Here is a 14,981-nt window from a genome sequence, read left to right as displayed (position 1 = left end):
CAAGTGAAAAGTGAAATACATTTAGCCCTAAAAAAGTATTTTGGGTTTAGTGACTTTAAGGGTCTACAAGAATCTGTGGTAGAAAGTATTATGGATAACCAAAATACATTCGTTATTATGCCTACGGGAGGAGGTAAATCTTTATGTTACCAATTACCAGCTTTAATGAAAGACGGAACTGCAATTGTAGTTTCGCCATTAATTGCATTAATGAAAAACCAAGTGGATGCTATCCGAGGACTTTCTGATGAGAATGGAGTAGCACACGTACTTAATTCTTCTTTAAATAAAACTGAAGTAAAACAAGTAAAAGAAGATATTACCAATGGTATAACAAAACTACTTTATGTAGCACCAGAATCTTTAACTAAAGAGGAGAATGTAGAGTTTTTACGTTCTGTAAAAATTTCATTCATGGCGGTAGACGAGGCACACTGTATTAGTGAATGGGGGCATGACTTTAGACCAGAGTATAGAAACTTAAGAAGTATAATTGGTCGTATTGGAGATAATATTCCCATTATAGGCTTAACGGCAACAGCTACGCCTAAAGTACAAGAAGATATTCTTAAAAATCTAAGAATGGGAGATGCTAAAACCTTTAAAGCATCTTTTAATAGACCAAATCTATACTACGAAATACGTCCAAAAACTAAAAACGTAGATTCAGATATTATTCGTTTTATAAAACAAAACGAAGGAAAAACTGGGATTGTATACTGTTTAAGTAGAAAACGAGTAGAAGAATTAGCACAAGTATTACAAGTTAATGGTATTAAAGCATTACCATACCATGCAGGGTTAGATGCAAAAACAAGAGCAAAACATCAAGACATGTTTTTAATGGAAGATGTAGATGTTGTTGTTGCAACTATTGCTTTTGGAATGGGAATAGATAAACCAGATGTTCGTTTTGTAATACACCACGATATTCCAAAAAGTATAGAAAGTTACTACCAAGAAACTGGACGAGCAGGAAGAGATGGAGGAGAAGGACACTGTTTAGCGTTCTATGCATATAAAGACATTGAAAAACTTGAAAAATTCATGTCTGGAAAACCTGTAGCAGAACAAGAAATTGGACATGCTCTACTGCAAGAGGTTGTTGCTTTTGCAGAGACATCTATGTCTAGACGAAAATTTATTTTGCACTACTTTGGAGAAGAGTTCGATAATGAAACTGGAGAAGGAGGAGATTTAGACGATAACATGCGTCATCCTAAAAAGCAACAAGAAGCCCAAGATGATGTTAAGCTTTTAATAGAAATTGTGCAGGCTACCAATGAAAAATATAAATCTAAAGATTTGGTAAATGTTATAATAGGAAAAGAAAATGCTTTAATAAAATCTCATAAAACCGAAACAAAACCATTTTTTGGAAAAGGAAATTACCAAACCAATAAATATTGGATGGCTTTAATACGCCAAGTTTTAGTAGCTGGCTATTTAAAGAAAGATATAGAAACCTATGGAGTAATAAAAGTAAATCCAGAAGGGATAGATTTTGTTGAAAATCCAGTTTCGTTTATGATGACCGAAGATCATGCTTTTGATGAAAACCATGACGACAACATTGTTACAGCTAATAAAGGAGGCGGAGCTGTTGTAGATAAAGCATTAATGGCAATGCTTAAAAACCTCAGAAAAACTAATGCAAAAAAACTGGGGGTACCTCCTTTTGTTATTTTTCAAGACCCTTCTTTGGAAGATATGGCACTTAAATACCCTATAACATTACAAGAATTAGGAAATGTACATGGTGTTGGTGAAGGTAAAGCAAAAAAATATGGAAAAGATTTTATTGCTTTAATAGAAAAATATGTAAGCGATAATGATATAACACGTCCAGATGATTTAGTTGTAAAATCTACAGGAAGCAACTCTGGATTAAAACTATATATTATTCAAAATGTTGATAGAAAATTACCGTTAACAGATATTGCATCTGCCAAGGGGATGGAAATGGAAGCATTTATTAAAGAAATGGAAGCCATTGTATTCTCTGGAACAAAATTGAATATTAATTACTGGATTGATGATATTTTAGATGAAGACCAGCAAGAAGAACTACACGATTATTTTATGGAATCTGAAACCGATAAGATAGATGTAGCTATGGAAGAATTTGATGGCGATTATGAAGACGAAGAATTACGCCTTTATCGTATTAAATTTATTAGCGAGGTTGCAAATTAAATCTCAAGAAATAAAATAACCCGATAGCTCATTTTATACCATAATACTACTTATAATACTATGCTGAACTTGTTTTAGCATTTCTTAACATCTAAAAACATAGACGCTACATGGTGAGAACCATGAAACACGTTTAAGTAGATGGTAGACTTTATAGTTGATTACGGATATTTAATAAAATAAATATTAAGTTGGATTTTTATCTGCATAAGGTAAAAATTCAACTTTTGTTTTTTTAGCAGACAATACTAAGCCTTTAATTTTGGCTGTATTTAATTTAGGAATGTTGTCTTCATGAACTTCAAAATCTATATTAGTAATATATCTATCAGAAACATTAGAAAAATCAGATTCTAACTCATCCATATCAGATTTTAAAGTTAGTTCAAAGTCGGAAGCTTTTATAGTTAACGAAGCTCCTTTAAATGTTTTAATACGGAACGCTCCAACAATAGTAGTTCTTAAATAATAATAACCACCAAGCTCACTAGAAGCGGCATAAATTACATTTTTATTAGAAATGCCTAATGGTTTGGCTTCAATACTTTTAATAATATGTTCTGTATAGTCTTCTGTTTGTATATCTTCTTTAGCTTTTGCACTTCCTATAGAAGCAAAGAATTTATTAATTTTATTTCTCATACTAATTTTTTAATGTAGTGCAATGATAAAATTTAATTCACTAATTTAAAATGATATAAAAAAATAATTCATAAAACCTTGTTATCTTTGCACCTTAAAAAATAATACAATGCAAGACGGTTTATACGCAAAATTTAATACTACTAAAGGAGAAATATTAGTAGGTTTAGAATATCAAAAAACACCAGGTACAGTAGGAAACTTTGTAGCTTTAGCAGAAGGAAATATGGAAAATGCTGTTAAGCCACAAGGAACACCATACTATGATGGATTAAAGTTTCATAGAGTAATAGCAGATTTTATGATTCAAGGAGGTTGTCCTCAAGGTACCGGAACAGGAAACCCTGGGTATAAGTTTGATGATGAATTTCATCCAGATTTAAAGCACAGTGGGCCAGGTGTACTATCTATGGCTAATTCTGGACCTGGAACTAATGGAAGTCAATTTTTTATAACACATGTTGCTACAGATTGGTTAGATGGTAACCATACTGTATTTGGAAAAGTAGTAGAGGGACAAGATGTAGTAGATGCTATAGCACAAGGAGATGAAATTAAAACATTAGAAATTGTACGTGTTGGCGCAGACGCAGAAGCATACAATGCAATAGAAGCTTTTAGAACATTTGAAGGTGCTCGTGAAGCTCGTATAGCAGCAGAGAGAGCAGCAAAAGCAGCAGAATTAAATAAGTATGCAGAAGGTTTTGAAGCTACAAAAAGCGGGTTACGTTACCAAATTCTTCAAAAAGGAGAAGGTGCTAAAGCCGAAAAAGGGAAAACTGTTTCTGTACACTACAAAGGATCTTTAACAGATGGTACAGTATTCGATTCTTCATACAAACGTAATGAACCTATAGATTTTGTTCTTGGAGCAGGTCAAGTAATTTCAGGTTGGGATGAAGGTATTAGTTTATTAAATGTTGGAGATAAAGCTCGTTTTGTAATCCCTAGCGATTTAGCTTATGGTGCTAGAGGAGCAGGTGGTGTTATTCCTCCAAACGCTATTCTAATTTTCGATGTAGAATTAATGGGAATTAAATAATTAAAAACGCTATTTAATATAACTTCTTTTTAAAATATTTTTTAGAAAGTAAGTAACGAAAATAAATTTTAGGCGTCTCATTTTGCATGAGACGCTTTTTTATGCGTACAATTTATTATTTTCAATCAATCAAAATCAAACCACAATGAAAACTAAATCCTTATTCCTTCTTTTTATAGTAATTATATCTAGCTGCTCTAAGAGTATAGATTATACTCCAGAGTATAAAGCGCAAACAGCTGGGCGTTATTTGTTTAGCCAAGATGAAGTTATAGACGTATATTATAAAGACAATACATTATTTTTAAAATGGAGAGGCGCAGATAAAATAAAGCCTATTGTACTAGATGACAATAAGTTCTCTGTAATAGAAATGAATAAAATGATTCATTTTGTAGAGCATCCAGAAACAAAAAAAAGATACTTGTCTAAAATATCGGAAACAGATGAAACAGCAATCTCTTACGATTATGTAAAAGTAGAAGATAGCTTTAAAGTGCCCAGTATGTATTTAAAAGAAAAAGAGTATAATAAAGCTTTGTTGGGGTATTTAGAAATTCAGAAAAAAGACTCCACTAGTGTATTTTTAAATGAACGTTCTTTTAATAGATATGGCTACAAATTACTGCGAGATAAAAAGTACGAAGATGCTATAGGTGTCTTTAAAATTAACGTAGCATTATATCCAGAAAGTGATAATGTTTATGATAGTTTAGCAGAAGCCTATTTAGGCTCTGGAGATAGTTTACAGGCTTATAATAATTATAAAAAAGCATTAGAGTATAATAATAGTAATAGAAGAGCAAAGCGTTATGTAGAAGAGTATAATAAAATAAAAAAGGATACATTGTAACATCTTTGACTTTACCTCCAAAAACATACATGAAGTTCGCTCTTTTTTTATGCTCTTTTTTGTCTTTTTATTTTTTTTATGCTCAAAATACTCCTGAGCAAAATATTTTGGATGTTTCATATGAAGTATATGAAGATTCTATTAAAAAATATAATAGAGTTGATACTACAAAAGCAATATCGGCTGCAAAACTTTATATTAAAAAAGCAAAAAAAGAAGGAGATCTAAAAAAGGAATGGAAAGGGCTATATTATATTAGTAATATATACAGATACCATAAATATTATGAGTTGAGTAACTCTGTATCAGACAGTATGCTTTCTCTATGCGAAGAATTTGGTTTTTATGATAAGATGGTAGAAACCTATCTTTTAAAGTCTATATCTAGCGAACCTGTAAAGTTTAAACGTAATATTGGTTATATGTATATTGCATTAAACATAGCAAGAAAGTATAATTATGAATATCTAGAATATAAAGTTAAAAGAAGAATTTCTAATATTTTACTTATAGTAAAGGATGACATTACGTCTATTAAATTAAATAAAGAAATTCTTCTCTTTATCAAAAACAAAAAAGATACATTAAAAAACAAAAAAATAGATGTTGATGTTCATTTTAAAGGGACATGTAATTTCCTTGTAAAGAATTATATAAATCTTAAAATAGAAGATTCAGCAAATTACTACAACAATATTTTAAAATCTAAGCTATTTAAAGAAGGTAATAAAGATGCTTATTTTGAAAGAGAATTTTATTTAAATAAATCTGAAATCTACTTTATTAAGGACGATTATGATCTGGCCGAAGAACATTTGAATAATTCTCTAGAATATGCAAGCCCCAATGACCCTATTGGTAGAGAGTTTCAAAAAGCTTATTTATTAGGGAGAATAGCTTTTAAAGAAAAAAAATATAATGAATGCATTAATATAATAGAATCTCATTTAGAAATAAATTCTTGTGTAACAGATAACGAAGGAATGTTTACAAAAGATTGCTACCAGTATTTAGGTCAATCTTATAAGGAATTAAACAATTATGAAAAAGCTAGTTTTTATTATGAAATGCACATAAATTCTATATTAGAATTTGAAAAATTAAGAGGAAAGACAATAGACAAGTATAAAGTAGATGAATCACTCCGGTTTCAAGACGAAATAAAACAGTTAAAGCAAAAAAAGAAAGAACAAAAGAATAAAGTTAACATAACTGTTACCATCGCTTTTTTAGTGTTTTTTAGTTTCATTATATATTCTTTATACAATAGAAGAAAAAATAAGCAGAAGCTTAACAAGCTTCTCATAACAATTAATAATAATAAACCTATTAGACCTAATAATGTTAAAAAATCATTTGTAGTAAAAGATGTTAGTATTTCTATAAAAGAAGAAACAATTAAAAAAATAGAAAAAGGACTTGATAAACTTGAACAAGAAAAGTACTTTTTAAAACCTGATTGCTCTGCTCCAAATATTGCAAAAAAGTTAAAAACAAATGCAAACTATGTTTCTAAAGTTATTAAACAAAAATATCATAAAAAATTTAATGTTTATATAAATGATCTTCGAATTAACTATGCAATAACTCGTTTAAAAGAAGATTCAAAATTTAGATTATATTCTATAGAATCTATTAGTAAAGAATTAGGATATAAAAGTGCAGACACTTTTACTAAACACTTTAAACAGGCTACAGGTGTTTTGCCCTCAAAATATATAAAGAAAGTTAGTTCTTAAGTAGAAGAAAGAAATTTCTTTCTTCTACTTGGTTTGTTTTTTAACAGAATAGGCAACTAAATTTAAAGAATTTTAGCACTTATTTTTTTCCATATCCTCTTTAATAAAAAAGCAGACACTATTGCAGAAATAGTTGTAGATATAGCTAATGTAGTTTCTCCATATATCCAATAACCAGTAGAGAACATACAACTGTATATTAAAACTAATCCTAATAACATAGCAATAATTCCTGAAGGAACACTCCAACCTTCATGATTTTCTATAAGTTCTATATTCTTACTTTGCGCATTTGCTATTACAGATTTCCATCCAGGACCACCAGGCTGTGTTTTTTTATAAAAACTTTCAAGAACTTCTTCCTTTTCAGGTTTAGTTACAAATGTAGCTATTAACCAAATAATAGTAGTTGTAAATACTACAAATGGTAATTCTCCCCATTCTGGAAAGATACCATCAACACTATCAAATAAAAATGATTTTACAGAGTCTATTGTTAAAATTAAAGTAATAATACCAGAAGCAAACATAGCAGTTATTTCACTCCAAGCATTAATACGCCACCAGAACCAACGTAAAATAAATATGAGTCCCGTACCAGCACCAAATACTAATAATAAATTAAAAATTTGCATGGCATTTTGCATTAATAAAGCAACAATAGCACTAATAACCATTAAAACAACGGTAGATATTCTACCAACAGCTACTAATTCTTTTTCTGTAGCTTCGGGCTTAATTTGTTGTTTGTAAAAATCAAAAACAATGTAAGATGATCCCCAGTTTAATTGCGTAGAAATAGTACTCATGTAAGCAGCAATTAAAGAAGCTAATACAATACCAAGTAATCCACTTGGTAGTTTAGTAAGCATGGCAGAGTAAGCTAAATCATGTCCTAATTTATCTTCTGCAATGTTTGGAAATGCTTCATGTATGCTCGCTATGTCTGGAAACACAACTAAAGAGGCTAATGCAACAAGAATCCATGGCCATGGGCGTAAAGCATAATGCATAATGTTAAAAAAGAAAGTGGCACCAATGGCATGATTAGCATCTTTTGCAGCAAGCATTCTTTGTGCAATATAACCGCCGCCACCAGGCTCAGATCCTGGACTCCATGTGCTCCACCATTGCACAGCTAAAGGAATAATTAATAATGTTATTAAAGCTGTTTTATCATTAAAATCTGGTAAAATAGATAATTTATCGGTTACATTTTCGTTAGTTAATAAGGCTTCAAGACCTCCAACTTCAGGGATATTTATTAAATAAACAGCAGCTCCAATAGCACCAGCCATAGCTACGAAAAATAAAATAAAATCGGTGTAAACAACACCTTTAAAACCACCAACAGCACTAAAAATAACAGTAATTAGTCCAGCACTTATTACAGTTTGCCATGGTTCTAACCCTAACATAATACCGCCTATTTTTATAGCGGCTAAGGTTACGGCAGACATTGTTATAACATTAAAAATGACTCCCAAATACAAGGCTCTAAACTTTCTTAAAAAGGTTCCTGGCTTACCAGAATATCTTAAAGCGTAAAACTCTAAGTCTGTATTTACTTTAGATTTTCTCCATAATTTAGCATAAACAAAAACAGTTAATAATCCTGTAATTAAAAAGGCCCACCATACCCAATTTCCAGAAACACCATTAGATCTTACTATATCTGTCACTAAGTTAGGCGTATCTGTAGAAAATGTAGTAGCTACCATAGATAGTCCTAAAAGCCACCAAGGCATTGTTCTACCAGATAAGAAAAATTCTGTAGAATTCTTTCCAGACTTTTTAGAGACCCAGATACCTATAAAAAGGGTAATTGAGAAAAAGATTATAATTAATGCATAATCGAGCATCGATAAATCTACCATAGTTTTAATTGTTGTTTTGATTATTAATATTTAAGATTCTTTCCTTAGTTAGTTTTTGGTAGTTTCTTCCTATAGGAATCTTTCGGTTAGCTATTTCTATTACATTACCTTCAATAGCATCTATTTTATTTATAGAAATAGTATAAGACCTATGCACGCGCATAAAGTTAGATTGTGGTAGCTCTTCTGTTATTGTTGTCAATGATTTATGTACAACATAATCATCTAGAGTTGTAATAACTTTAATATAATCTTTTAAGCTTTCTATTATAAGAATATCATTAAGGTTAACCTTAACTAGTTTTTTATTTACTTTTAAAAAAATATGCGGGTCATGTTGTATTAAAGTGTCATTAGCATTAGTACCAATATAAACTTGTTGATATACCTTATTTATTGTTTTTAAAAAACGATTAAAAGGAATTGGTTTAACCAAATAGTCTAAAATATTAAGCTCATAACTTTTAACGGCATATTCTCTGTAGGCCGTTGTTATTACAATTAAAGGCTTATGTGTTAAATTTTCAATAAAAGTAAAACCAGATATTTGCGGCATGTTAATGTCTAAAAAAATAACATCAATTTTTTCCTGCTCTAAAATACCATAAGCTTTTAAAGGCGAGGTTAAGGTTGCGACTACTTCTATATGATCAAAATTTTTTAAATGATCTTCAATTACCTTTATAGCCAAGGGTTCGTCATCTATTATAACACATTTGATTTTCATTTAATTGGGATTTTAAGAAGTAAGGTATAAGTATCATCAACTATTTTTGTCTCTAAAATATAATCATTCGAAAATAATAAATTTAACCTTCTTTTTGCATTTGTAATACCTATTCCGTGTTTTTCGTTTTGAACTATTTCAGGATTAAAAGTATTAGTTAGTTTAAATTCTAATAAATTATTTTTTAAAACTTTAAAAGCCATATTAATTTTAACAAAATCGTTGTCTTTTAAACCATGTTTAAAACAATTTTCTACAAAAGTTAAAAATAATAATGGAGGAACCTTAACATCTTCAATATTTCCAGTTATATCCATTTCTACCTCTATTTTATCTTTAAAACGTATCCGTTCAATGTCAATATAGTTATTTAAATGGTTTATTTCCTCATGAAGACTTGCTTTTGAGCTGCTCACTTCATACAAAACATACTGCATTAAGCCAGATAATTTTATTATTAAACGTGGCGCTTCATCAGATTTTTCTAAAGTTAAGGCATATAAGTTATTTAATGTATTAAAAAAGAAATGTGGTTGTATTTGTGATTTTAAAAAATTTAACTCAGTTTTTAACTGAATTTCTTTTAATTGCTCAGATCGTTTCCTCTCTAAAATCCATTCGGCAGTTAACTTAATAGTAGTTACTAATGCCACATCGTATATTCCTATTAAAAAAACAACTAAAACATGATTAAAAGAGTAAGCACGTTGAGGTGTTTGAGATTCTGGCCAAACATTTTCATTTATAAATAGGTAAATAAGTTCGGTTCTAACAACATAAAATATAGCAATTGAGATGGTAAAGTAAATAATATACTTTAAATACTTTTTATGTAAAATATATTTTGGATATAATAAGTAGATATTTACATATACTAATAAAGCTCCCATGAAAACGGTTACTAAATTAGATTTAAAGGAGTACCAATAATCTTGATAATAACTTCCCCACCGTATAACATTGAGTACAAACCAACTCACCCAAAAAATAATATGATATTTTATGGGTATGGTAGTACCTATTCTATTTTTAAACAAAGAAACTTCTATAACTTGGTGTTTTTTTAGTTTTTATGTAGCAATTTTAAGAATATAATAATTAAAGCGCAATTAAATTAGCAATAGTTTAATTGTTAAAAATCACTTATCGATGGTTTTGTGCTGTTTGGTTGTAAAGTCATGTTGTTTATATATTTTTTTTCTTCAATTATTTTTTAATAAATAATTTAGGTTCGAATTAAAGACTAAATAATCAAATTATGAAACAAAACTTAAGAGCACTATTCTTGTTTTCTTTTTTATTATTAACGGTACAATTATCTTTTGCCCAAGAAAAAGAAATAATAGGTACTGTTACAGCTAAAGCCGATGGTGAGCCAACACCAGGGGTTAATGTATTAGTAAAAGGGACTACAAATGGAACTCAAACCGATTTTGATGGTAATTATTCGATAAACGCATCGAAAGGAGATGTCTTAACATTTTCGTTTCTAGGAATGACAAGTGTTGATGTTGTTGTTGGAGACTCTAACACCATTAATGTACAATTGGAAGAAGATGCAGAACAACTAGACGCTGTTATTGTAACAGCTTTAGGAGTTAAAAAATCGAGAAAGTCTTTAACTTATGCTGCGCAAGATATTAATGCAGACGAGTTAAATAAGGCTAAACAAACTAACCCAGTTAATAGTTTATCTGGTAAAGTATCTGGTGTAGCTATAACACGAAGCGCTTCAGGATCTGGAGGTTCTGTAAAAGTGGTATTAAGAGGAAACTCTTCTCTTGGAAACAATCAACCGCTCTATGTTGTTGATGGAATTCCTTTATTAAACCCAACAGGAGGGCAACCATCTGACACCTTTGGAGATATAAATGGAGGAAACAGAGATGGAGGAGATGCTTTATCTTTAATTAATCCAGACGATATAGAATCATTAACAGTACTTAAAGGAGCATCAGCCTCTGCCTTATATGGTAGTGCAGGATTAAATGGTGTGATATTAATTACAACAAAGAAAGGAAGAGCAGGAAACTTTAAAGTCGATTTTTCTTCGAATCTTACGGTAGATAGTGCAGCTTATTTTATGGACTTTAATGGAGAAACAGAACGTAATGTAGATGATTTCTTCGACAATGGTATTACTAACATTAACTCTATAAATGTTTCGGGAGGAACAGATAAAGCGCAAACCTATTTTTCATACAGTAATACCAATAGTTCTGGTATTTTACCAACAAATACTTTAACGCAACATACACTTAATATAAGAGAAACTGCACAATTATTTAATGATAGATTAAATATTAATGCTAATGTTTTAGTGTCTTCACAAAAAATAAAAAACAGACCAGTTTCAGGATTATATTTTAACCCTTTAGTTGGAGCTTATGGGTTTGAATCTGATACAGAAAGATTATCAGATTATAGTAATTTTGAAGCGTATGATCCAGATAGAAACATACAAGCACAAAGATGGTTTAGAGCAACATCAGATATAGAACAAAATCCATATTGGATTTTACATCGTAATCCAAGTTTAGATAATAATAAAAAATTAGTAACCTCATTAAATTTAAAATATAAGTTTAACGATTGGTTGTCGCTTCAAGCAAGAGGAACTTATGATAAATCTATTTTAGATTACGAAAAAAGAGTTTTTGCAACAACTGAAGCTACATTGGCGCCAGAAAACGGAAGATATATTACCTCTAACCAAGATTTTACTCAGGTTTTTGGAGACATAATCGCAACAATTACGCCAACAATAAATGACGATATTACATTAACGGCACTAGTAGGGGCAAGTACAACAAGAAATAGAACAGAATTGTTTAATGCAGATTCTGGAACCAATGGTGGGTTACAGTTTGCAAATGTATTTTCTTATCAAAATTTTGAAGGAAACCCACAAGTAAGTTTTGTACAAAACTCATATAGAACACAAGGGTACTCATTGTTTTCAAGTACAACTTTAGGATATAAAAATAAAGTGTATCTAGATATCACGGCAAGAAACGATTGGACTTCTACTTTACCAGAAGCTAATAACTCATTTTTCTACCCATCATTTGGTATTACAGGAATTTTAAGCGAATTATTTAACTTAGGAGATAAAGTGTCTTTTGCAAAGTTACGTACATCGTATGCTGAGGTTGGTAACGGCTTTGGAGCAGATTTAATAGCTCGTAATAGATCTATAATTTTTGGAGGTGGCGGAATAAGTTCTACAGAACCTATTAACCCTTTCCCTGGAACTTTACCAGAACCAGAACGTCAACGTTCTTTTGAAATAGGTACAGAGTGGCGTTTTAATGATAATAAATATGGAATTGAACTAGGATATTACAGAACAAGTACAATTAATCAATACTTTACAGTTAATGTAGCCGCAGGAGCAGGAACCTCAGGGCAAGCTAATATAAACTCAGGAGATATATTAAATAAAGGTGTAGAAGCAACAGTATTCGCTATTCCAATGGAAACAGATAATTTTAGATGGAAAACGACAGTTAATTTTGCTAGTAATAAAAATGAAATTATTAAGCTTATAGATTCTAGTATTCAAGGAGTAGAAACATTATCTAACTTCCCTGTTAGTGCACCAGGAGTAAATACATTTGGGTCGTATTTAGTAGAAGGTGGTGCCTTTGGAGATATTTATGCACAAGTAGTTGATAGAGATGAAAACGGATTACCTATAGTAGATACTTCAGATGGAATTGTGATTCAGCAGCAAGATGACGACGATAGAGTGCCTTCTTTAGAAAAAGTAGGAAATGCAAATCCAGATTTTACTTTAGGGTGGAATAACTCTTTTCAATATAAAAACTTCTCTTTAGACTTTTTAGTTGATGGTAAGTTTGGAGGAGAAACGGTGAGTATGACGGAAGCTGTTGTAGAAGGCTTAAGTAATAACTCTGCTAGAGAATCTGGTAACGGATCTGTAGCAATAGTAAGCCCAGATGGTGTAACATCAACATTATCTGCGCAAGAATATTACAGTGCCGCAGGTGGACGTAATGGATTTACTGGTGAGTATGTATACAGTGCTACTAATGTAAGGTTAGCCGAATTTGCTTTAGGGTATAAGTTTAAACTATCGGACGAATCATTTTTCTCAGGAATAAAAGCATCATTAGTTGGTAATAATTTATTTTTCTTTTATAAAGATGCACCACATGATCCTAATATTTCATTAAGTACAGGTAACGCACTGCAAGGTGTAGATGTTTTAGGACTTCCTTCAACAAGAAGCGTAGGACTAAATATTAATTTAACATTCTAAAAATTAACTCATGAAAAAAATAAACAAATTATTAGCGTGTTTAATTATCATTGGTTTAGTTGGTAATTCTTGTAGTGACTTAGAAGATATCAATAACAACCCAAGAGATATTACACAAGACCAATTAGAGGTAGATTTCCAGCATGTAGGCTCTAAATATAAACCCATATTTGAGAGTATTTATCAATATACTCCAGCATGGTCATACCAATTACAACAAAATTTAAATGCAGATGTCTATTCTGGATATATGACAAACCCACGCCCTTTTGTAGCTGGGGCAAATAATACTACTTACAACTTGGTAAGTGGATGGAATGATTTTATTTGGACCGTACCTTATAACAATGTAATGAATAATGTTAAGGCCATTAGCGATTTAACCCGAGATGATTTTCCTACATTACATGCTACAGCCTTAATATTAAAAGTTGAAGCCATGCATAGAGTATCAGATGTTTTTGGTCCAATTATTTACACCAGTTTTGGAGATTTAGAAAACGTTGGTGTTTATGATTCTCAAGAACAAGCTTATGATGCTTTTTTTGCAGATTTAGATACGGCTGTAGCTAACCTAATGGCAGATATAGATAGTCAAAGATTTTCTGCTTTTGATTTATCGTATGGAGGTGATTATACTAAATGGGTTAAAGCTGCGAATTCTTTACGATTACGTTTAGCAATCCGTATATCTAAGATAGATCCTGTAAAGGCAAAAGTAGAAGGAGAAAAAGCATTGAGTCAATCATTAGGATTAATGGAAACAAATGAAGATAACTTTTTTGTAAATAGTTCATTAAGTCACCCTTTAGCAACAATAGATAATTCTTGGGGAGATATTAGAATGAATGCTTCAATGGAATCCATATTAACAGGGTATAATGATGCTAGAATAGATAGCTATTTTGATGAAGCAGTAGATTACGCTGGTCAGCACAAAGGTATTCGTAATGGATTACCATTATTAGCAGGATATGCAGATGAATTAGCGCAAAAAGCAGATTATATTGGGTTTTCAACTTTAAATGAAAGTGTGAAAACATCATCTGTACAATTAATGACGGCAGCAGAGGTACATTTCTTAAAAGCAGAAGCGGCTTTAAGAGGTTGGACAGGTGCTGGTAGTGCACAAGCAAATTATGAGCAAGGTATTATGACTTCTTTTAACCAAAGAGGAGCAAGTGGAGCAGCAGCATACATTGCAGATAACACTTCAACACCAGCAGATTATGTAGACCCTGTAACACCAGGTAATAATATAGCAGCATTATCTAATGTAACAATAGCTTGGAATGCCGGAGATACAAATGAAGTTAAGTTAGAGAAAATAATTACACAAAAATGGATTGCAATGTTCCCAGAAGGACAAGAAGCATGGAGTGAGTTTAGACGTACAGGATATCCAAAAATCTTTCCAGTAGTAAGCAACCAGAGTGGAGGTGTTATAGATACAGCAATTCAAATTAGAAGAATTCCATTTGTAGATAGCGAATTATCTACTAATGCTGCAGGTGTAGCTAATGCTGTTTCCCTTTTAGGAGGAGCAGACAATGGAGGCACGAGAGTTTGGTGGGATACAGGAGGATCAAACTTTTAATACAAAAACGAGAACAAGTAAAT

General features: G+C 31.1%; 10 protein-coding genes. 6 read left to right on the top strand and 4 right to left on the bottom strand.

Translation table 11 applies throughout. The features are described from left to right. The first annotated feature begins 3 nt into the window (after positions 1-3). Positions 4-2,196, top strand: coding sequence for a RecQ family ATP-dependent DNA helicase (locus ACVC08_RS12665; RefSeq protein ID WP_452597903.1), 2,193 nt, complete (start codon positions 4-6; stop codon positions 2,194-2,196). A 186-nt stretch (positions 2,197-2,382) separates the two neighbouring features. Here the strand turns inward: ACVC08_RS12665 and ACVC08_RS12660 are convergent, their stop codons facing one another. After that, positions 2,383-2,838: a hypothetical protein gene (locus ACVC08_RS12660; RefSeq protein WP_452602279.1), complete on the bottom strand. Its 456-nt coding sequence runs from the start codon at positions 2,836-2,838 to the stop codon at positions 2,383-2,385. Between the two features lie 109 nt (positions 2,839-2,947). Between ACVC08_RS12660 and ACVC08_RS12655 the strand changes: the two genes are divergently transcribed. The 3 genes from ACVC08_RS12655 (at position 2,948) to ACVC08_RS12645 (ending at position 6,472) form a co-directional block, all read left to right on the top strand. Continuing rightward, positions 2,948-3,880, top strand: a complete 933-nt coding sequence (locus ACVC08_RS12655; RefSeq protein ID WP_452602278.1) for a peptidylprolyl isomerase — start codon at positions 2,948-2,950, stop codon at positions 3,878-3,880. 145 nt (positions 3,881-4,025) lie between these two features. After that, on the top strand, positions 4,026-4,733 hold the full coding sequence (locus ACVC08_RS12650; protein ID WP_452602277.1) for a tetratricopeptide repeat protein: 708 nt from the start codon (positions 4,026-4,028) through the stop codon (positions 4,731-4,733). Between the two features lie 107 nt (positions 4,734-4,840). Next, a complete protein-coding gene (locus ACVC08_RS12645) occupies positions 4,841-6,472 on the top strand; it encodes a helix-turn-helix domain-containing protein (RefSeq protein ID WP_452602276.1) in 1,632 nt (543 codons plus the stop codon). 62 nt (positions 6,473-6,534) lie between these two features. Here the strand turns inward: ACVC08_RS12645 and ACVC08_RS12640 are convergent, their stop codons facing one another. From ACVC08_RS12640 to ACVC08_RS12630, 3 genes are read right to left on the bottom strand one after another with little or no spacing between them, the layout of a single operon-like run. Then, a complete protein-coding gene (locus ACVC08_RS12640) occupies positions 6,535-8,349 on the bottom strand; it encodes a sodium:solute symporter family protein (RefSeq protein ID WP_452599669.1) in 1,815 nt (604 codons plus the stop codon). A gap of 4 nt (positions 8,350-8,353) precedes the next feature. Beyond that, on the bottom strand, positions 8,354-9,076 hold the full coding sequence (locus ACVC08_RS12635; RefSeq protein WP_452602275.1) for a LytR/AlgR family response regulator transcription factor: 723 nt from the start codon (positions 9,074-9,076) through the stop codon (positions 8,354-8,356). Beyond that, complete coding sequence (locus ACVC08_RS12630) at positions 9,073-10,113, bottom strand: sensor histidine kinase (RefSeq protein ID WP_452602274.1); 1,041 nt, start codon at positions 10,111-10,113, stop codon at positions 9,073-9,075. The genes ACVC08_RS12635 and ACVC08_RS12630 overlap by 4 nt, the downstream gene beginning before the upstream one ends. A gap of 221 nt (positions 10,114-10,334) precedes the next feature. On the opposite strand from ACVC08_RS12630, the gene ACVC08_RS12625 reads away from it, so the two are divergent. Both ACVC08_RS12625 and ACVC08_RS12620 read left to right on the top strand, forming a co-directional pair. After that, positions 10,335-13,361: a TonB-dependent receptor domain-containing protein gene (locus ACVC08_RS12625; RefSeq protein ID WP_452602273.1), complete on the top strand. Its 3,027-nt coding sequence runs from the start codon at positions 10,335-10,337 to the stop codon at positions 13,359-13,361. Positions 13,362-13,371: 10 nt separating this feature from the next. After that, positions 13,372-14,958 carry a RagB/SusD family nutrient uptake outer membrane protein gene (locus tag ACVC08_RS12620; RefSeq protein ID WP_452599686.1) on the top strand — a complete coding sequence of 529 codons (1,587 nt, stop codon included), beginning with the start codon at positions 13,372-13,374 and terminating at the stop codon, positions 14,956-14,958. Positions 14,959-14,981: the final 23 nt, after the last annotated feature.

This window comes from Pontimicrobium sp. MEBiC06410, assembly GCF_053601615.1.
The sequence above is the reverse complement of the archived record's forward strand: the minus strand, read 5'-3'. Positions and strand labels throughout refer to the sequence as shown.

What these genes read in the sequence shown, in the direction of transcription:
- ACVC08_RS12625 (WP_452602273.1), top strand. Translation starts at nt 10,335, where the DNA reads ATGAAACAAAACTTAAGAGCACTATTCTTGTTTTCTTTTTTATTATTA.
- ACVC08_RS12620 (WP_452599686.1), top strand. Translation starts at nt 13,372, where the DNA reads ATGAAAAAAATAAACAAATTATTAGCGTGTTTAATTATCATTGGTTTA.
- ACVC08_RS12655 (WP_452602278.1), top strand. Translation starts at nt 2,948, where the DNA reads ATGCAAGACGGTTTATACGCAAAATTTAATACTACTAAAGGAGAAATA.
- ACVC08_RS12650 (WP_452602277.1), top strand. Translation starts at nt 4,026, where the DNA reads ATGAAAACTAAATCCTTATTCCTTCTTTTTATAGTAATTATATCTAGC.
- ACVC08_RS12660 (WP_452602279.1), bottom strand. Translation starts at nt 2,838, where the DNA reads ATGAGAAATAAAATTAATAAATTCTTTGCTTCTATAGGAAGTGCAAAA.
- ACVC08_RS12635 (WP_452602275.1), bottom strand. Translation starts at nt 9,076, where the DNA reads ATGAAAATCAAATGTGTTATAATAGATGACGAACCCTTGGCTATAAAG.
- ACVC08_RS12640 (WP_452599669.1), bottom strand. Translation starts at nt 8,349, where the DNA reads ATGGTAGATTTATCGATGCTCGATTATGCATTAATTATAATCTTTTTC.